The sequence below is a fragment of the Sphingopyxis sp. GW821-FHT10B01 genome, from assembly GCF_059415685.1.
The window spans coordinates 331,241-350,202 of sequence record NZ_JBWKNS010000006.1; the positions used below are offsets into that span (position 1 = coordinate 331,241).

Here is an 18,962-nt window from a genome sequence, read left to right on the forward strand (position 1 = left end):
CCATGAGCATGATGATCGACTCCTTCTTTCCCTTTGCGGCGACCACCGGATCGATCACCGTGCGCGTGGCGGTCAGCTATCTGCCCGAACAATCGCATCCGGCGCTTGGCCGCTGGTTCTGGGCCTATCATGTCCGCGTCGAAAACCACGGCGAGACCGCGGTGCAGTTGCTCAGCCGCCACTGGCGGATCAGCGACGGACGCGGCCAGATCAGCGAAGTCGAGGGCGAGGGGGTCGTCGGCGAACAGCCGTTGATCAATCCCGGTGGCGCTTACGATTATGTTTCGGGCTGTCCGCTCCCGACTCCCGAGGGATCGATGGTCGGCAGTTATGCGATGGAACTGGGCGACGGGTCGCAATTGCTCGTTGCCATCCCGCATTTCCCGCTCGTGGCGCCTGCGACCGCGTCATGAAGCGCACCCACCTGCCGTTGAACGCCCTGCGCGTTTTCGATGCCGCTGCCCGGCACCTCAGCTTCACGCGTGCCGCCGACGAGCTGGCGGTGACCCCCGCCGCGGTCGGGCAACAGATCCGCGCGCTCGAGGATATGCTGGGCGTCGTGCTGTTCCGCCGCACACCCAAGGGGCTCGAGCTGACGGGCGAGGCCGATGCCGGCCTCGACGCGTTGCGGCAGGGCTTTTTGCAGTTCGAAGAATCGGTGCGCGCGATGCAGGCTGGCCAGTCGTCGCAGTCGCTGACGATCGCCGCGCCGCGCGACCTGACCGCCAAATGGCTCGCGCCGCGGCTTGCGCGCTACAGCCAGCAGGCGCCCGATGTGCGCTTCACTCTGGTGTCGGCGGACAGCGGAATCGATTTCACCGAGGCCAACCTCGATATCGCGATTTTCTGGACCGATGGTGCGGGTGAGCATGAAGGCGTCGCGCTGGCCGAGGCGCTGATGGTCACCGTTGCGGGGCCGGGGAGCGAAAGCGACACGCGGATCGCCTGGCCGGGCTGCCCAGTCGCAGATGGCGAACCGGCGCTGCGGCTGGGCGATGCGGGCCTCGCGATCGATGCCGCCGCGAACGGGCTCGGGCAGGCGAATGTCCCCGCGATGCTCGCCGACGCCGATATCGCATCGGGCCGGGTGCGACTGGTGGGCGAGGCTTTCGCCGTGAAGCGCGGTTACTGGCTCGTCGCGCCGACGCCGCAATGGCGGCAAGCGAAGGTCAAGGCACTGGTGGCGGCGCTGACGGCCGCCTGAACCCTCTCCCACCGCATCATCCCGGCCTTTGCCGGGATGACGATTGAAGGGCTATTTCGCCGCCAGCGCGAGCAGCCGGGTGACCAGCCCGACCATCTGCCCCGTGTCGACATTGGCGTCGGGGTTGTTCCAGCTGACCGTCACCACAAACCATTTTCCGTCCGACTTGCGCTCGCCGAGCAGGCTCATCGATAGGACGCCGTTTTCGGAGCCGCCCTTGTAGCCGAGATATCGCCAGTCGGCCGCGGCGACCGGCCCGACGCCATTGTTGATCGCCAGCGCGGCAAGCAAGGTTTTCGACTGGCGCGCGCGCAGATCGGTCAGCAGCCGCGCAATATCGTTCGGGCTGGCGAACCATTCGAGGCTGTCGATGAAACGCGGTCCGGCGGTAAAGCTGACCCCGTCGACATTGGCGAGCACCAGACGGCGCTGATGGCTCTCGATCAGTTTGCGTTGCGCCATGTCATCGCCGTTGACGAAGAGCGGGCGCAGATCCGCAAAATTATTGCCCTTGAGCGCGAAGGCCTCGACCGTCGTGAGCAGGGGGATGTTACGCGACGGGGCGCTGTGCCCTGCAGCCCGCATCCGCGCCTCTATCGGCTCACGGCCGATCAGGTGGATCAGCGTGTCGGTTGCGCCATTGTCGCTGACCGAGATCATCCAGTTGGCCAGCGTCTGTAGCGTGACGGGCGTATCGGCGGGCCAGTTTGCCGTCGCGGCCGACGAAAAGCTGAAATGCGACAGCGGCACGACGTCGGACCAGCGGCGCTTGCCCGCTGCGACCTGCGCCGTCAGTTCGTCGAGGATATAGAGTTTGAACGTCGATCCGACGGCGAATTGCCGGTCGGCGTTAGCTGCGGCGACTGGGTGGATGCCCGTTTGTCCCAGTTCGGCGACGAGAAAACCGGTCTGGCCGGGGAGCGCGGCGATGTCGGCGGCGACCTTGTCGAAACTGTCGCCGGCCATTTGAAAGCCGGTGAAGCGAAGCCCGGTAACGCGCTGGTCGGGCGCGGCGCTGACGTCGATCAATACCGTTGCGACGCCCTTGTCGAAGCGCAACAGGATCGTGCCCGAGCGGCCGTCGGGGGAGGTGGCGCTTTCGACGGCGATCGGCTGGCCATATTGCGCGATCAGGCCGGCGCTAATCGTCTTGAACTGCGCTTCGGAAATTTCGGACTGGAACGAGGGATCGAAATAGTCGGCAAAGGCGATCTTGCCGCTGAGGAGGTCGACCAGTTGGGCGGCGCGACGATCGAAGGTGGTGGCGGGTGCTGAAAGGATGGTTTCGGAGGATTGCGCGAGGACGGTGGAAGCGGGGACGATAGCCGCCAGCATTGTGGCACCAGTCAATATCTTGAGGACGGATCTCACGGCCTTCTCCTCAATCCGGTGATGCCAAAGGCTGCGGGCCATCCGCCTTTGCTTCGATGCACCACCACTTCGGCTGCCCACCGCGAAAAGCGTGCGACGTAGGCATCAATTCCTTGCTGGCCGGCTTGTCGAAAGCGCCGAGGATCAGCGCGACAACCGGTTCGTCATCGATCGCGCCCAGCGTGCTTCCGCAAGTCGGGCAAAAGGCGCGGCTCGAAAAATCGGATGATCGCCATGTCGAGGGTATTCCGCCGGGGCCGGTCCAGCTGACCTCGTCTCTGGAAAATTCGACCCATGCGACGGTCAGGGCTCCGGTGTGACGCTGACACATCTTGCAGGAACATGTGTGGGGCTTGGCGGCCGCTCCGACAGCTTCGAACCGGATGTTCCCGCACAGGCACCCGCCGCTGTATCGCTTGCTCACCAAAGCTCTCTCCAACGTCTTCGCGGTCCCGCCCCGCCATAGGTCACGCGTTAAAATCAGGCGTCGATTGCCGCCTCGTCGAGCGTCGCCGCATTGGCCTGGATGAACTGGAAGCGGTGCTCGGGATGCTTGCCCATCAACCGGTCGACCAGATCCTTGACCAGGTGCCGCTCCTCATATTCCTGCGGCAAGGTGACGCGCAGCATCGAGCGCGTCGCCGGGTCCATCGTCGTTTCCTTGAGCTGGTTCGGGTTCATCTCGCCGAGGCCCTTGAAGCGGCCGACATCGACCTTCTTGCCCTTGAACTGTTTCGCTTCGATTTCAGCGCGATGCGCGTCGTCGCGCGCATAGACCGAGGTGTTGCCCGAGGTGAGGCGATAGAGCGGCGGCTGCGCCAGATAGACATGACCGCGCCGGACGATGTCGGGCATTTCCTGGAAAAAGAAGGTCATGAGCAAGGTCGCGATATGCGCGCCGTCGACATCGGCGTCGGTCATGATCACGATTTTTTCGTAACGGAGCCGGTCGGCGTCGCAATCCTTGCGCATCCCGCATCCGAGCGCGAGCGCGAGGTCGGCGATTTCCTGATTGGCGCGGATCTTGTCGGCGCTGGCGCTCGCGACGTTCAATATCTTGCCGCGGATCGGCAGGATCGCCTGCGTTTTTCGGTTGCGCGCCTGTTTGGCGCTGCCGCCGGCGCTGTCGCCTTCGACAATAAACAATTCCGTGCCTTCGGGCCCATTGTTCGCACAGTCGGTGAGCTTGCCGGGCAGGCGAAGCTTGCGGCCGCTGGTGGCGGTCTTGCGCTTGACGTCACGCTCGGCCTTGCGCTTCAGCCGCTCGTCCATCCGGTCGAGGATAAGGCCGAGCAGTGCCCGGCCGCGGTCCATATTGTCCGACAGGAAATGGTCGAAATGGTCGCGCACGGCGTTTTCGGTGAGGCGCGCCGCTTCGGGGCTGGAGAGCCGGTCTTTCGTCTGGCTCTGGAATTGCGGTTCGCGGATAAAGACCGAGAGCATCATCTCGCCGCCGTTGAAGACGTCCTCGGCGGTGATCTGCGTGGCCCTTTTCTGCCCGATCAACTCGCCGAAGGCGCGCAGGCCCTTGGTCAATGCCGACCGAAGGCCGGCTTCATGTGTGCCGCCGGCGGGGGTCGGGATGGTGTTGCAATACCAGCTGTACGATCCGTCGGACCAGAGCGGCCAAGCGATCGCCCATTCGGCGCGGCCCTGGTCGCCCGGGAAATCCTGCCGTCCGACGAACGGCTCGGCGGTTGCGCATTCGCGGGTGCCGATCTGTTCCTTGAGGTGATCGGCGAGGCCGCCCGGGAACTGGAAGGTCGCTTCGGCAGGAGTGTCGTCGCCGATCAGCTCGGGCGCGCATTTCCAGCGGATTTCGACGCCCGCAAACAGATATGCCTTCGACCGCGCCATGCGATAGAGCCGCTGCGGCTTGAAACGGCCATGGTCGCCGAAGATTTCGGGGTCGGGAATGAAGCTGACGCTCGTCCCGCGTCGGTTCGGGGTCGGGCCGAGCTCTTCGAGCCCGCCGAGCGGCGTGCCGCGCGAAAAGCGCTGACGATAGAGTTGCTTGCTGCGCGCGACCTCGATTTCGGTTTCGACCGACAGCGCGTTGACGACGCTGACCCCGACCCCGTGCAAGCCTCCAGACGTGGCGTAGGCCTTGCCCTCGAACTTGCCGCCCGAGTGGAGCATGGTCATGATGACCTCGAGCGCCGATTTTCCGGGGAATTTCGGGTGCGGATCGACCGGCATGCCGCGGCCGTTGTCGACGACGGTCAGCCGGTTGCCGACGTCGAGCGTCACTTCGATGCGGTTCGCGTGACCCGCGACCGCTTCGTCCATGCTGTTGTCGATAACTTCGGCGGCAAGATGGTGCAGCGCGCGCTCGTCGGTGCCGCCAATATACATGCCGGGACGGCGGCGGACGGGTTCGAGGCCTTCCAGCACCTCGATCTGCGAGGCGTTGTAGCTGTCGGTCGCGGGGGTGCTGCTGTCGAACAAATCGTGACTCATGACCCAGCTATAGGGGGCGGGAAAGGCGGCTGGCAAGGGCGCTTTTTGGCGGCTGCGGGCGGCTCGGTTCGTCCCGTTTCCGTGTCCTGGGGGAACTTTGACCGCGCGCGAGGGGTTGGGGCGCTGACTGTAAAGTCATCAAAAAATGGAGCAAAAAATGAAAACTCTCTCTCTCCTTGCCGCGGTTGCGGCCAGCGCGGTTGCTATGCCTGCGATGGCCCAGGATGGTCGCGACACGTCGCAGGACTTTAACGGACCCTATATCAGCATTGCCGGTGGCGGTACGCTGCAGGGCAGCGATCGCGGTGAAACGCTGGTATTCGATACCAACCGCGACGGCACCTATGGCGATCAGGTGACAACGGTCGGCGGCGCAAATGCCTTTTCGCCGGGTTTCTGTAGCGGCGCCGCGACGGGCACCGCTAATCTTGGCTGTCGCAACGACAAGGACGGCCCGGAATATGTCGCGCGGCTCGGTTTCGACAAGCGCATGGGCAATTTCGTCCTCGGCGCCGTGATCGAAGGTGGCCGCAGCCACGCACGCGACAGCGTTAGCGGCTTCTCGACCACGCCTGCCAGCTACACGATGAGCCGTGAAGCCGACTATCAGGCGAACGCACGCCTACGCGCCGGCTATACCCCCGGCGGCGGCGCGCTCTTCTATGTGACCGGTGGCGGCGCCTATGCGCGCCTCGACAACAAGTTCACGACGAGCAACACCGCCAACAGCTTTGCCGACAATGGCAAGACGAACGGTTGGGGCTATGCTGCGGGCGGCGGTGCCGAGGTCATGGTGACCAAGAATATTTCCGTCGGCCTCGAGTATCTCTACACCGATCTCAAGGACAAGGATTATGTCGTCAACGTCGGTGCCGGCACGGCGCCCGCGACCAATCCCTTCCTGTTGAACGGCGGCGGGACGGACATTCAGCGCAGCAATGCACATTTCCGCACGCACAGCGTGCGCGGTTCGCTGAGCTACCGCTTCTAACCTCTTGGGAGCGGGAACGGGAGGCGTCGGGTCGAAAGACCCGGCGCCTTTCGCCTATCTGGAGGCAGGGGCCGCGAAAATCGCGAAATTGCCGTTCGCGCTACTGACGAGGCGGCCGTCCTGATAGAGTTTTGCCTCAATATTGGCGACGCGCTTGCCGCGGTGCAGCACCTCGGCCTCACATGTCAGTCGGCCTTCGCCGACGCGGACATGATAGTTGAACTTGATTTCGAGTGTCGCGCACCATTGATCGTCGCCGAGCACGCTGCTGAGCGCGCCGCCCATGGCAGTATCGGCGAGCGAGTAAGCGACGCCGCCGTGCGCGGCGCCCTGCGGGCTGAAATGCTGCTGGCGATCGATGTCGATTGCCATCGTGCAACGTCCGTCACCGCGCTCGACCATTTGCAGGCCGAGCGCGCGTGCGAATTCAAATTCCTGCCCGAAGGGCTTCACCGGACGTCTTTAACGAACCCGGGGGCCACCGAACGGCGGGGGCGGGGGCGGACGGCGCGTACCGCGCGGCAGCTGCGCCTGATAGGCGCGGCCGCAATGCTCGACGCAATAGGGGAAGCCGGGGTTCACCGCTTCACCACAGAAATGGAAGTCGGGCTCGCCCGGATGCCCCATCGGCCAGCGGCAGATGCGGTCGTTGAGATCGAGCAAGGTCGTCTTGTTGGCGATCTCGGGGCTGGGCTTCGCGGGCACCAGCCGGCGCGGCGGCGCGGGCGGGATCGGTGCCTGCTGGTCGCCGGGCCCCTGACGGATGAAACCGCCGGGCCCGATCGAGACGATGCGCGGGGAATCGGCCTTCGGCGTAGAGTCGCCCAGTGCGCCATCGGCGTTCGGGCTCTCGACGGGGATTCGGGCTTCGGGCTTCGGAGCGGCGACGACTGGACGCGGCGCCACAGGCGCGGCGGCGCGGGGCGCCGACACGGGGGCCGCGGGTTTCGGTGCAGCGGGTGCCGCAACCTTGACCGGCTTGGCCTTCTCGGTCGCCTTGACGGGCGAGGGGCGCGATTTCAGGCCGAGACGGTGCGCCTTGCCGATCACCGCGTTGCGGCTCACGCCGCCGAGTTCGTCGGCGATCTGGCTGGCGGTCAGCCCTTTTTCCCACATATTGCGCAGGCTTTCGATGCGCTCATCGGTCCATGACATAGTTCATTCCTTATCATTCCACGCCGCGGGCGGTTTAACGATCCGCGTTACCGGCCTTTTGGAGGCCGGCATTCAGTCGCTGCCCAGCTTGCGGTAAGATCGGGGAGGCGATAGGCGAGAACGCCATGAACGACCAGCCCCAAATTTCGCGCCCCGACTCGAGCAATTTCGCCGCAGTACCGACCTTTGCCGAACCCGGCGTACCTCATATCCACACCCTGAACGTTCCGGGCATGCAGGCGCTATATGTCAAGGAGGTGCGGCGCTTTTTCAAGGTCCAGCTGCAAACTATCTGGGCCCCGGCGATTACCACGCTTTTGTTCCTCGTCATTTTCACCGTCGCGCTGGGCGGTGCGGGGCGCACGGTCATCGGCGTACCCTTCGCCGATTTCATCGCACCGGGCCTGATCATGATGGCGATGCTGCAGAACAGCTTTGCCAATTCGAGTTTCTCGCTGCTCGTCGGCAAGATCCAGGGGACGATCGTCGACTATCTGATGCCGCCGCTCGCGGTTGGGGAATTGATCATTGCCCTCGTCGGCGCGGCGATCACGCGGTCGATTCTTGTTGGTCTGGCGTTGTGGCTTGCGATGCTGTTGTGGCCGGGGGTGCATGTGATGCCCGACCATTTGTGGGCGGTGGCCCTCTTTGGCGTGCTTGGCGCTTCGATGCTCGGTTTTCTCGGTCTGATTACGTCGATCTGGGCCGAAAAGTTCGATCACGCCGCCGCGGTGACGAATTTTGTGGTCACGCCGCTCGCGCTACTTTCGGGGACCTTCTACTCGGTCGACAAGCTGGCGCCTTGGTTCCGGACGATCGCCCACGGCAATCCCGTCTATTACGCGATCATGGGCTTCCGGTACGGCTTCATCGGAACGGTCGATTCGACGATCGCCAATCCGGTGCTGACCGCCGCGCTCGCACTGGTTGCGGTCAATATCGTGCTGGGGCTGCTGACCTATCGCCTGCTCGCCTCGGGCTGGAAGCTGAAGGCCTGACGCCTGCTTAGTGACGATGGATGGCGCGGACGCGATAGCGGCCGTGGTCCAGCCCTTCGAACATTGCGTCGATCTGCGGATGATCGATCGGTCCGCCATCGCCGTCGGCAACCAGATTTTGCTGGCTGACATAGGCGATGTACGAGGAATCGCCGTTTTCGGCGAACAGATGGTAATAGGGCTGCTCTTTCGCGGGACGGATGTCCTCCGGGATCGCATCATACCATTCGTCGCTGTTCGCAAAGACAGGATCGATGTCGAACACGACGCCGCGAAAATCGAACATGCGATGACGCACGATGTCGCCGGGCGCAAAGCGGGCGCGGCCGACGAGCGGCGCGGTAACCGCGGGAAGGTCGGAAGATGATTCGGGCGTCATATGATCAATCTATGGCTGTTTACGCGCGTTTCAAGTCCGTTACACTTCAGTCCGGCTGCGGTTTGCCGAATCGGGCTGTGATCGAGGTTACAGATGCACCGGCTGTTCGAGCTATCACGCCCTTCTGGCCTTTGCATTTCCGGATTGGATTGCGGGCCGCGACGATCAGGGGAGACGTTTATATGACCGACCTACCACCCAATATTTCCGGCCCGGCTTCGGGCATCATCCAGCGTGCGAAAGATATCCTTCTCAAACCCAAAGAGACCTGGCCGGTTATCGCTGCCGAGCCGGCAACGACCCAGTCGATCTACGTTCCTTATGTCGTTATGCTCGCGGCAATCGGGCCCATCGCCCAATTCATCGGCGGCCAGGTCTTCGGTTTTACGGCATTCGGCGTCACCTATCATCCGCCACTCGGCAGCGCGCTGGGATCGGCGATCCTGTCCTACGGTCTGACGCTGGCGACCGTGTTCATCCTTGCCTTGGTGATCGACGGGCTGGCGCCGAATTTCGGTGGGCAAAAGGATCAGATTCAGGCGCTCAAGGTCGCGGCCTATTCGGCCACCGCCGGTTGGATCGGCGGCATCTTCGGGATCGTTCCGGCGCTTGGGCTGATCGGCGCCCTGTTCGGCCTTTATGGCCTCTATCTGCTTTATCTCGGTCTGCCGGTGCTGATGAAGGCGCCGCAGGACAAGGCGATCGGCTATACCGTCGTCGTCATCATCGTTGCGATCGTGCTGTTCCTGATCGTGGGCGCGGTCGTCGCCGCACTGACGGCACCCTCGCTGCTCAGCATCAGGGGATAACAACGCATGGCCGTCCCGGCACTGTGTCGGGGCGGCTGTTCGCCCGGATGGTCAGATCAGAGATTTTAACCGGTCGATCCCCGTTGCCTCCCGAATGATCCGGGCCGCAAGCGCATTTCCGTTCGCGGCATTGGTGAAGACGACGATCGCTCGTCCGCTCCGGGCATCACCAACGCCCATGGTTTTGAAAATCCCGTAATTGCTGCCGCTGTGCTGGAACAGCGGGCCCGTGGGGGATTGCTCGAGCTCCCAACCCAGCCCCCGTGAAATGTCGCGCCCGCGCACTTCGAGCCGGGGGGTGAGCATCGCCTGCCGGGCCGCGTCGCTAATCTCCCAGGATGCCCGTTCTGGCCGGTCCATCATGAGCATCATGAACTTCGCATAGTCGGACGCGGTCGTAAGGAGCCCGCCCGCCGAATTGACCAGGAGGTCGTGTGTCGACGGTAGTGTCTCCGGATCCATCTCTCGCATCGCCTCGACCGAATCTTCGTATGTCCAGGACAGGATCGGCTTGCGCCGCCTTGCAGCGATCCGGAGCAGACCGTCGCCCAACTCGCGCGTGGGCTGGCGAGGAAGGGTCTGCTCGCCCTCCGGAGGTTCGGAATGGCCGAAAACCAGCGACCTTGCGATCTCCTCGTCCCAGCCGAAGCTGCTGTGGGACATCCCGGCCGGGCCGAACAGCTTTGCCTGCATCACGCTGCCGAGGCCGGCGCCCGTGATTTTCTCGACGACCAGCTGGAGCCAGATGAATGCTTCGCCGGAATAGGTGTAACGCGATCCTGGTGCGCTACTCGTAACGAGCGGCTCGGAGGCCCAGTTGGGCAAGCCGGTCGAATGCTCCAGAACATGCCGGGCCGTGATGAGTTCAAGATTGGAGTCACGACCCAGATTTGCCGGCCGGCGATACGCAACGAGCGGCTTGTCGAGATCGAGGCGCTTCTCGTCGACCAGCCGCATCACGACATAGGCGAAGACCGGTTTGGTCATCGACGCCGCTTCGAACAGTGTATCCTCTCGCACCGGGTCGCGGGTGAGGATATTTTTCACGCCGAAGCCACCGCTCCAGGCGAGCCCCTTGCGGTCCACGACCGCGATGGCGATGCCGGGCACCCCGGCAATTCGCATGAGGCGCGGAAGGTCCCGAACGAGGTTCGCGGAAGGAATCCAGCCGGCATTGCCGTCCGGGCATAGGGGGGGCGTCCCGGCATGGACGGACGCCGAGCCGCTGGCGATCAGTGCCGCGGACCCAACCAGCAAAGCCCGCCGCCCGAATATCGTTCCGGTGCTCATCTTTGTTCGCCGTTGAGCCAGGGCATCAGGAACACCGCCTGCTTGGTCTCTCGTTCCATGCTCCGCTCCCGCTCATACGCCGAGGTCTTACCGCCCGCCATTTTGCCGAGATGAAACTCGCTTGGGCTGTACTGGCGCAGGCGAACGACACGGCGAACAGGCAGAACAAGAGCCTCATTGGCTTTCACCTCCAATCGGTCATCTCGCCTTTGCATTTCCATACCACACAGGCAAATGTTCCGGTCTGGAGAGCCGGGGACAGGTGGCGATCAGAATCGCCCCGGAGAGGCTAGGTTCCCCTAGGCTCTTAGCAGGTGGTCGTGGGTGTATGGAAATAAGAAAATGGAGGAGAGTGAGGATCCCGTAGGGATTTTCTAACTATTTGTTATAGTTAGACTAACTCTCTCGTCAGAAACTCTTACCACACATCCTACCTCACGCATACCCGATGCGTGTTTCAGACTGTCATTTACCTATGCCAGAGCAGCCGATTCTTGTCGACAGGTTTCGTGCTTTCGACGGTGTCGGATGGGGCGCTTTGGGATTGTCGAGCGTTGGCCGCTTTGCGCCCGATTGCGGTCATAGCAGCGTTTTAGATCTCACCCCAAAGCCGGACATACTATTGAGCTGTGTCACGCGCCGATGGTCGAGCCGGCTAGCTGGCTGAGATTGATTTCTACGAGCTGATCGCCATTGGAAGCTCCTGCAGGCATAGTTTCGGCCTTAGCCAGAGGGAGCTGACTTATGGGAAGCATTCGCTTGACCCCTGACATTACAGAGATCGATCACCTGCCAGTGGAATTCCGCACCAGGGCTGGCGATATCATCTTGGTATGTGCGCTGATACAGCAGCAGCTCGCTGATCTATTCGCGCACATCGTGGGTCTGAACCCAGCGATTTTTACTTATCTGGGCCATGACCTAGATACATCGAAAATGATAGCAGCCATCAAACGCTTGGTGAAATCCGATGATTGTCCCAACCAAGTGAATGGCCAACTCCCCATCATCCTCAATAAGTGCGCCAAGGCGCTCCAGGAGCGCAACAATGTTGCCCATGGGCCTATGCTCTATGACAGAGGGATGCTGATGCGCTTTGAAATCAAGGGCGGCGACAAGCCCCACAGATTGGTTCAGGTGCTATCCATGGCTTATTTCGACAAGGTGCTAGGGGATGCAAAAGCGGCCCTTTGGGAGCTGCGCCAGCAGGTGATCCAGCTTAACAAGCGCAAGGCAAAGCAACAGACAGAGTGAAGGGACAGCCAGCGGCAAGCATACCGACCACTATCAGGGCGGGGAATGCGTAAGCGCCCTGAACCTTCTGCAGGCAGCTGACTGACGGCCTTTGTAAGGCGCCGATGTTCATCAGGGTACATTTAACGGGCAGCACTGATTGAAAGCCGCCGCGCGCCGACGCCACCGATCGGCGTCGGCAGCTATCGTAAGTTGAGCGCCTGAAGGCGGCCGCCACCCATGGAAAATCTCCTCAAAGATCTAAACATCCGCCGATTTCGTCGGACTAGCCTGGCAGGGGTGCTGGAGGCTTCGGTCGGACCGATAGGCTTGGCATCCGTGGCCAATTCTGTCGGGACGGTTCGATGGCATCGATATTTGTGGGTTCGGGCGCGGGTTTTGCGCGGGGTTCGGGCGCGGCGCTGGGCTCGTCGGGGATTTTAGGCTCGGGCGTGCAGGGACGGAACGGCGAGAGCGTTTCGGTCAATGCGGCGACGGGCAATCTACTGATTTCGCAGCAGGACGAGTTTCTCGTCGGCCGCGGACCCGATGCGGTGATATCGCGAACTTACAACAGCCTCGCCGAGGTGGGCGACGGCGACAATGGCGACCAGTGGCAGTTTTCGACGACGCGGCGGGTGTTCGGGCTGACGGGGACGCTGAACGCGGCGGGCAGCATGATCCGGCGTCAGGCGGGCGATGGATCGGCGGTCAGCTTTGGCTGGGACGCAAGCCTGTCGGCCTATGTGGGGACCGACGGCGACGGTGCGCACGACACGCTCGTCAAATCGGGTTCGACCTGGATCTGGACCGACGGGTCGAGCCGGGTGACCGAGACCTATGAGGCCTCGGCCGGAGACCCCGCGGTCTATCGCCTCAAGGCGCTCGCCGACACCGACGGCAATACACTCGGCTATCTCTATGTCGCTGGCACCGACAAGCTCGAATATGTGACAACCGCGAACCATGGCCGCACCGACGGCGCGGGCCATGTCGAGATGAGCTATGTCCAATATGTCTGGGCGGGCAACAACATCGGCCAGATCGTCACCGGCTATATGGACTATGGCGACACGTCCACCGACGCCGACAATGTCGCGCGGTCGCTCGTGCGCACCCATTATGCCTATGACGAACAGAACCGGCTGGTGCAGGTCCTTGTCGACCTCAGCCCAGAAGACGCCAGCATGGCCGACGGGAGATATTATTCCACCACCTACACCTATGACGGGTCGAGCAAGCGTGTCGCGTCGATCACCCAGACTGACGGATCGAGCCTCGCCATCGGTTATGACGCAGCGGGCCGTGTCACCACGCTGACCCAGGCGGTGGCGGCGGGCGACATACGTGTCACCAGCCTCGCCTATGGCGCCAACCACACCAATGTCACCGGGCCCGACGGACAGGTCACCCGCCTCGACTATGCCGGCCGAAACCTCGTCCCGCCTTCGCTCCTCGATTGGGTCGCCAACCCCTATGTCCTCTGGGATTCCGCGGGGGCGGTCAATGGCGAGCCTGCGACCATGCTGACTGCCACCGGCGGCGTCGGCTGGTCGGGCATCCGTACGCATCAGGTCGCTCCGATGCCGGTATCGGCAGGCGACACGCTGACCTTCTCCTTCAACTTGCAAGCGGTGGCGGGTTCAGCGACTGCACAGCAGGTGGGGCTATATGGTGACGCAACCCAATGGGGGGCAGGCAGCGGCGGCGTCGCGCGGATCGTCTCGGGACCCGGAACGCTCGTGCACAATGGCGACGGCTTTCTTCAGATCGTCGGCCTGTCGACGACGCAGGCGACGCGCATCGAACTGACGCGGACCTTTGCCCAGAACGACACGGTCAGCGGGGTCATCTATGTGGACGCGCAGGGCGGTTGCCGCGATGGTCAGCAGCTGATCGTTTCGGGCGCCGTGCTGACAAAAAACAGCATTCCCGACGGGTCGCTGCGTCAGTTGACGAAGATCACGGCGCCGCCGGCGCATGCAGGCGCTGCGGCGCAGACGTTGCAGTTCGCCTATGATGCGGCGGGCAATCTGACGAGCGTCACCGACAGTGCGGGCAAGGTCACCACCTATAGCTATGACGCACAGGGTAATCAGCTGACGGCAACCGATGCGAACGGCAATATCGTCACGCGAACCTATGGTTCGAAGAACGAACTGCTGACCGAAACGCGCACCGGATCCGACGCAGACGGAGCGGCGCTCAGTCACACGACGCGTTACGTCTACGATACCGAGAACCATCTGCGCTATGCCATCAGCGCCGAGGGTCGGGTCGGCGAATATATCTACACAGCGGCGGGCGAAGTCAGTCAACAGATTCAATATACGGAGCATGGCTTCCCAATTGGATCGACGGCGCCGAGCGAGACGGACGTCATCGCATGGCGTGGAACGATTGCTGACAAACAGGGCGACAAGATCGTCACCTATGTTCATGACGCGCGCGGCAACCGGATCCAACAGGTCGACTATGGCTATGCCGCCCCCGGAGGTCACGGCGTGACCTCCGAAGGCTATAGGCACAGCTATTTCACTTACGATCAGTCTGGCAAACTCCTGACTCGTCAAACCGCGACGCTGGCGGCTGAAAGCTTCGTCTACGACGGGCTCGGCCGCCTTGTCGGGTCGACCGACATGGCGGGGGGCACGACGACGATCATGTTCAACGACGCTGCGCTGACGACGACGGTGATGACCGGATCGGGCTACACGACGGTCAGCAGCTACAACAAGGCGGGCGATCTGGTCGGGACGACCGACAGCGGTTTTCATGTCACGGGCGGAGCCAGCGCCTATCTCTACGATAAGAACGGCCGCTTGCGCGTCGCGACCGATGCGGCGGGCTACAAGACCTATTATCTGTACGACAAGGCGGGCCGCAAGGTCGCCGAGATCGACCACTACGGCTACGCCACCGAATATCGCTACGATGCCGCGGGCCGCGTCGCGGCGACCGCGCGTTATACCAACGCGCTCACGGCCGGCCAGCTCGCGGCGCTTGCCGACCCCGGCAATGCGCTCGAGATGGCGGATATCCGGCCCGGGTCGCATATCTATGATATCTGGAGTTGGTCGGTCTACGACGAGGCGGGCCGACTGATCGAGAAGATTGACGGCTCCGGCGGTGTATTGGTCTTCAGCTATGATGGCTCGGATCGCCTGGTAAAGACGGTCAACTATTACGCCAAGCTATCGGCGGGTCAACTCGCTGGCTTCCGGATGGCGCCGCCGACGGCCTTGGTGGTTCCCGTGGCGGACGGGCGCGACACGGTGAGCCGGAGTTTCTACGACCGCGACGGACTGCTGATCGGCGCGCTCGACGGCGAGGGTTATCTGACCGAGATCGTCTACGACAAGGCGGGGCAGAAGGTCGAGGAGATTGCCTATGCGGCGAAGACCTCGTCCGCCTATTGGGATGCGGGCAGCTTCGACCAGCTCCGCGCGAGCGCGGCGCCGGCATCGAGCGCCAACCGGCGCAATCACTATGTCTATGACGGCCAGGGCTTCCTGCGCTTTGCCGTCGACAATGCGGGCCAGGTCACCGAATATGTCTATAAACCGGGATGGGACTGGGGCGCTGTCGGTCCGGTCTGGTCGACCGTCCGGCACGCTACCTCGATCGTCACGAACGACTTCACTTACGACAATGTGAAGGCGCTGGTCGCGGCGAACGCCTCGAACGCCGAGAACCGGACCAGCTGGTCGGTCTATGACTGGGCGGGGCGCCTCTCCTATTCGATCGACGCGGACGGCGCGGTCACCGCCTTCACTTATGACACGGCGGGAAATGTCATCAAATCGATGGCATTCGCGGCAAAGCGGCCGACGACGACACTCCCCGGCTGGGATGAGATGTCGGGCTGGTGCTCGGCGAATATCGGCAATGCCGCCAATCGCATCACGCGAAATTGGTACACCGCGCGCGGCGAGCTTCGCTACACCGTCGACAGTGAAGGCTTCGTCACCCGTTTCGATTATGATGCCGCGGGCCAGGTCGGCAGCGAATATCGTTGGAACACCGTCTATTCCATCAGCGACGGGACCAGCGCCGATGCCATCTATGGCCTGCTCTACGGAGACGCAGGCTATAACGGAAAATGGTATTCCTACGACGAGGACGGCAATCGTGTGGCCGTCCGGATCGTTGACGCCAATGGCCTGACCGGCAGCGAACTGGTCGAGGTACGCGACTATTATCCCAACGCTTTATTGGGGCATGTGTTCGGTGGGTATGGAACCGCCGACCAGAGTCTCAAACTTTATGTCTACGACGGCGCGGGGCGGCTGGTCGCCGAATATGCCGCTTATGGCGAACCCGAGCAGGCGGTCACTTTCTACAGCTACGACGGCCTCGGCAACCTCCTCAGCGTGACCGACCCGCGCGGCAAGGTGATGCGCTATACCTATGACGAGCGCGGCCTGGTGCTGACGAAGACCGACGCGGCGGGCGGGGTGACCGCATACGAATATAATGCGTTCGGCGAGGTGGTGAAGACGACCGATCCGGCAGGCTTCGTCACCTACAGCTATTATGATGGGCTAGGGCGCGTGACCAAGGTCCGCGATGCCGAGAATTATGTGACCGAGACGGGCTACACCGCCTTCGGTGAGATCGCGAGCGTCACCCGACGCTACAACCGTACCGGCGATGTGGCGAGCACGGCGACGTCCCCGACGGTCGTCGCGCACGCGCAGGATGCGACGACGAGCTTCGAATATGACAAGCGCGGGCTGGTCATCAAGACGACCGATGCTGAGGGCTTCTTCGAAAGCTATAGCTATGACGCGTTCGGAAACCGGACAAGTGTTACAGCGAAGTCGAAAGATAGCTATAAAGTCGCCGGCGGCGTAACGACTTATGTCTACAATCGGCGCGGATTGCTGGTGTCGGAAACCTTGCCCGTCGCCTCCTATCTTAACGATGGCAGCGTTCAATCGTCGGACGTCACCAACACCTATGCTTATGACGCGCGCGGCAACCGTAAGCAGATGGTCGAAGCTGCGCGCCTGATCGAAGCCCGCACGACCACTTATGAATATGACAAGGCCGACCGTCTCATAAAGACGACCGGCCAGACCTTCCTCGGCATGACGCCGATCGAATGTCTAACCTATGACGCCCGCGGAAACATGACCAGCCGCACCGATCCGGCGGGGGCGCGGACGGTCTATTTTTATGATGACCTGGACCGGGTCGTCGTGACGATCGATGCTGTTGGAACCTACAGCGAGAATGTCTATGACGCGAATGGCAACATCACCTCGACGAGGATATATGGAACTGCCGTCGCGGTGCCTGCCGATGGCGGTTCCGAAGAGGAAAAGCCCGCGGCGCCCGGCGGCGCATCCCGCGTCACCAATTTTACCTACGACAATCTGAACCGCCTGCTGACGAGCAGTGTGACGGGTGCGACGACCCGCTATTGGAACGGCTCGACCTGGGTGTCGTCATCCGCCGCGATCACGACCGCCTATGAATATGACGCCAACGGGAATATTGTCAAAACGATCGACGGGGGTGGCCAGGCGAGCTTCTATTATTACAATGGCTTGGGACAAAAGCGGGCGCAGATTGATGCCGGCGGCTATGTTACCTATTGGTCCTATGACGCCGAGGGCAATGTGAGCGGCGAGCGGCGCTATGCGACGCGTTTTACGGGCACGCCTACGACTGCGACGATCCCCAGTGTCGCGACCGATGGAGCCGACCGCTTCACCCAATATGGCTATGACCGGAACGGCAACCGGACCCATGAGCAGCGCGAGTGGGTTCTCGTACACAATGGCGCGGGCGCTGCCACCTCGACCACGTCGATTATCTTTTATCAATATAACGGCCTCGGCCAAGTGGTGCGCAAGACCGAGGCTACGGGCGAGTTCGTCGATTACACCTATGATGCCGGCGGTCGCCTCATGCTCGAATGGCGTTCGGGCTACGCCGATCATGCTGGTACAACGGTCACTCCAACTGTCGATTATTACTACAACGGCCTCGGCAACCTGACCCGTACACGCCACCGCGGTGCCGGCGACAGCGCGCATCGTGTAACCACCTATACCTACGAAGGCGACAAGCTGCGCTGGACGGTAGATGCAACGGGATTCTTGACCGCCTATTGGTACGACGCCGTCGGGCGAGAGACGTTCAAATATTACATACGTACAGGATCGAACGGGACCGCCGTCTCCGAATATGACGGCCTGCTAACCGCATACGATGCCGCCGGCCGGATGGTGCAGCAATGGCAGGCCAACCATGTCTCGGGCACGGGCTGGGTCGATAGCGGTCCGCGAACGGTCACCACCTACAACGCCTATGGCGAAGCGACGAGCGTTGCGGTTGGCGGCGTCACGCAGCAGCAGAACCGCTACGATGGCGCGGGCCGTCTGATCGCGACGAATGCGGGCGACGGGGTGTGGAAGCATTTCGGCTATGATGCGAACGGCAACCAGACGATCGCGATCACCTCGGCGGGGGCGAGCCTTGCGGGGCTGAGCTTCGACCAGGCGCTGGCGCTGGTCGGCAACGAAAATGTCAACGCGACCTATACGATGTACGACGCGCGCGGGCAGGCGGTCAGCGTCACCGAAGAGCAGCGGCGGCTGAGTGCGGGCACCGTCCAGACCCTCACCTCGACGCGCAGCACCAATGCGTTCGGCGAGGTCGTGAGCGAGACCAATGCCGCGGGTGCGACGACCACATATGGCTACAACAATATCGGCCGGATGATCCGCAGCGAAGGCCCGGCCGCCAGCATCACCTTGGAGAATGGCGCCGTCCAGACGGTCCGCGCTGCACAGGACTTCTACTACGACCAATCGGGCCGCCTTGTCGCAACGCGCGACGCGAACGGCAGCTATGATGGCAGCGGCACCAAGGTGGCAAACACGGGCAACCTCACGCGGCTGACCTTGCTCGCAGGCACCGGCTATGGCGGCAGCGAAGCGCTGGTGTCCCAGCAGATCGCCGCCGACGGCGGGATCAAGCAAACGAAATACGACATCCACGGCGACGCGCGGACACTGATCGACGAGATCGGCCGCACGACGACACAGCTGTTCGACGG

At 62.6% G+C, this 18,962-nt stretch carries 15 protein-coding genes; 7 read left to right on the forward strand and 8 right to left on the reverse strand.

What is annotated here, in order from left to right; genetic code table 11:
- Positions 1-11 precede the first annotated feature (11 nt).
- Positions 12-413 (forward strand): Co2+/Mg2+ efflux facilitator ApaG/CorD, encoded by a 402-nt coding sequence (apaG, locus tag AC07NV_RS19060; RefSeq protein ID WP_495167987.1) that lies wholly within the window; start codon positions 12-14, stop codon positions 411-413.
- Positions 410-1,204 carry a LysR family transcriptional regulator gene (locus AC07NV_RS19065; RefSeq protein ID WP_495167963.1) on the forward strand — a complete coding sequence of 265 codons (795 nt, stop codon included), beginning with the start codon at positions 410-412 and terminating at the stop codon, positions 1,202-1,204. The genes apaG and AC07NV_RS19065 overlap by 4 nt, the downstream gene beginning before the upstream one ends.
- A gap of 51 nt (positions 1,205-1,255) precedes the next feature.
- On the opposite strand, the gene AC07NV_RS19070 is transcribed toward AC07NV_RS19065, so the two are convergent.
- From AC07NV_RS19070 to parE, 3 genes are read right to left on the reverse strand one after another with little or no spacing between them, the layout of a single operon-like run.
- Positions 1,256-2,575 (reverse strand): serine hydrolase, encoded by a 1,320-nt coding sequence (locus tag AC07NV_RS19070; protein ID WP_495167964.1) that lies wholly within the window; start codon positions 2,573-2,575, stop codon positions 1,256-1,258.
- Positions 2,576-2,585: 10 nt separating this feature from the next.
- On the reverse strand, positions 2,586-2,999 hold the full coding sequence (locus AC07NV_RS19075) for a GFA family protein (RefSeq protein WP_495167965.1): 414 nt from the start codon (positions 2,997-2,999) through the stop codon (positions 2,586-2,588).
- Between the two features lie 56 nt (positions 3,000-3,055).
- A complete protein-coding gene (gene parE, locus AC07NV_RS19080) occupies positions 3,056-5,035 on the reverse strand; it encodes a DNA topoisomerase IV subunit B (protein ID WP_495167966.1) in 1,980 nt (659 codons plus the stop codon).
- Between the two features lie 157 nt (positions 5,036-5,192).
- Between parE and AC07NV_RS19085 the strand changes: the two genes are divergently transcribed.
- A complete protein-coding gene (locus AC07NV_RS19085) occupies positions 5,193-6,026 on the forward strand; it encodes an outer membrane protein (protein WP_495167967.1) in 834 nt (277 codons plus the stop codon).
- A gap of 54 nt (positions 6,027-6,080) precedes the next feature.
- Here AC07NV_RS19085 and AC07NV_RS19090 read toward each other — a convergent pair whose 3' ends face one another.
- Together AC07NV_RS19090 and AC07NV_RS19095 are read right to left on the reverse strand one after the other, a co-directional pair.
- Positions 6,081-6,479, reverse strand: a complete 399-nt coding sequence (locus tag AC07NV_RS19090; RefSeq protein WP_495167968.1) for a PaaI family thioesterase — start codon at positions 6,477-6,479, stop codon at positions 6,081-6,083.
- A 9-nt stretch (positions 6,480-6,488) separates the two neighbouring features.
- Entirely contained in the window at positions 6,489-7,181 is a 693-nt protein-coding gene (locus AC07NV_RS19095; protein ID WP_495167969.1) for a GcrA family cell cycle regulator, read from the reverse strand.
- A gap of 125 nt (positions 7,182-7,306) precedes the next feature.
- On the opposite strand from AC07NV_RS19095, the gene AC07NV_RS19100 reads away from it, so the two are divergent.
- Complete coding sequence (locus AC07NV_RS19100; protein ID WP_495167970.1) at positions 7,307-8,179, forward strand: ABC transporter permease; 873 nt, start codon at positions 7,307-7,309, stop codon at positions 8,177-8,179.
- 7 nt (positions 8,180-8,186) lie between these two features.
- Here the strand turns inward: AC07NV_RS19100 and hspQ are convergent, their stop codons facing one another.
- Positions 8,187-8,558: a heat shock protein HspQ gene (gene hspQ / locus AC07NV_RS19105; RefSeq protein WP_495167971.1), complete on the reverse strand. Its 372-nt coding sequence runs from the start codon at positions 8,556-8,558 to the stop codon at positions 8,187-8,189.
- A 182-nt stretch (positions 8,559-8,740) separates the two neighbouring features.
- Between hspQ and AC07NV_RS19110 the strand changes: the two genes are divergently transcribed.
- Positions 8,741-9,367 (forward strand): Yip1 family protein, encoded by a 627-nt coding sequence (locus tag AC07NV_RS19110; RefSeq protein ID WP_495167972.1) that lies wholly within the window; start codon positions 8,741-8,743, stop codon positions 9,365-9,367.
- Positions 9,368-9,418: 51 nt separating this feature from the next.
- On the opposite strand, the gene AC07NV_RS19115 is transcribed toward AC07NV_RS19110, so the two are convergent.
- Together AC07NV_RS19115 and AC07NV_RS19120 are read right to left on the reverse strand one after the other, a co-directional pair.
- On the reverse strand, positions 9,419-10,657 hold the full coding sequence (locus AC07NV_RS19115; RefSeq protein WP_495167973.1) for a serine hydrolase domain-containing protein: 1,239 nt from the start codon (positions 10,655-10,657) through the stop codon (positions 9,419-9,421).
- Positions 10,654-10,851 (reverse strand): hypothetical protein, encoded by a 198-nt coding sequence (locus AC07NV_RS19120; protein ID WP_495167974.1) that lies wholly within the window; start codon positions 10,849-10,851, stop codon positions 10,654-10,656. The genes AC07NV_RS19115 and AC07NV_RS19120 overlap by 4 nt, the downstream gene beginning before the upstream one ends.
- Positions 10,852-11,401: 550 nt before the next feature.
- On the opposite strand from AC07NV_RS19120, the gene AC07NV_RS19125 reads away from it, so the two are divergent.
- Positions 11,402-11,911 (forward strand): hypothetical protein, encoded by a 510-nt coding sequence (locus AC07NV_RS19125; protein ID WP_495167975.1) that lies wholly within the window; start codon positions 11,402-11,404, stop codon positions 11,909-11,911.
- Positions 11,912-12,255: 344 nt separating this feature from the next.
- On the forward strand, positions 12,256-18,962 hold a 6,707-nt coding region (locus AC07NV_RS19130), incomplete at its 3' end, for an RHS repeat domain-containing protein (RefSeq protein WP_495167976.1).

Excerpts from the sequence above, each read along its gene's own strand:
- AC07NV_RS19125 (WP_495167975.1), top strand. The coding sequence starts at position 11,402 with ATGGGAAGCATTCGCTTGACCCCTGACATTACAGAGATCGATCACCTG.
- AC07NV_RS19095 (WP_495167969.1), bottom strand. The coding sequence starts at position 7,181 with ATGTCATGGACCGATGAGCGCATCGAAAGCCTGCGCAATATGTGGGAA.
- parE (WP_495167966.1), bottom strand. The coding sequence starts at position 5,035 with ATGAGTCACGATTTGTTCGACAGCAGCACCCCCGCGACCGACAGCTAC.
- hspQ (WP_495167971.1), bottom strand. The coding sequence starts at position 8,558 with ATGACGCCCGAATCATCTTCCGACCTTCCCGCGGTTACCGCGCCGCTC.
- AC07NV_RS19065 (WP_495167963.1), top strand. The coding sequence starts at position 410 with ATGAAGCGCACCCACCTGCCGTTGAACGCCCTGCGCGTTTTCGATGCC.
- AC07NV_RS19085 (WP_495167967.1), top strand. The coding sequence starts at position 5,193 with ATGAAAACTCTCTCTCTCCTTGCCGCGGTTGCGGCCAGCGCGGTTGCT.
- AC07NV_RS19110 (WP_495167972.1), top strand. The coding sequence starts at position 8,741 with ATGACCGACCTACCACCCAATATTTCCGGCCCGGCTTCGGGCATCATC.
- AC07NV_RS19115 (WP_495167973.1), bottom strand. The coding sequence starts at position 10,657 with ATGAGCACCGGAACGATATTCGGGCGGCGGGCTTTGCTGGTTGGGTCC.
- AC07NV_RS19100 (WP_495167970.1), top strand. The coding sequence starts at position 7,307 with ATGAACGACCAGCCCCAAATTTCGCGCCCCGACTCGAGCAATTTCGCC.
- apaG (WP_495167987.1), top strand. The coding sequence starts at position 12 with ATGATCGACTCCTTCTTTCCCTTTGCGGCGACCACCGGATCGATCACC.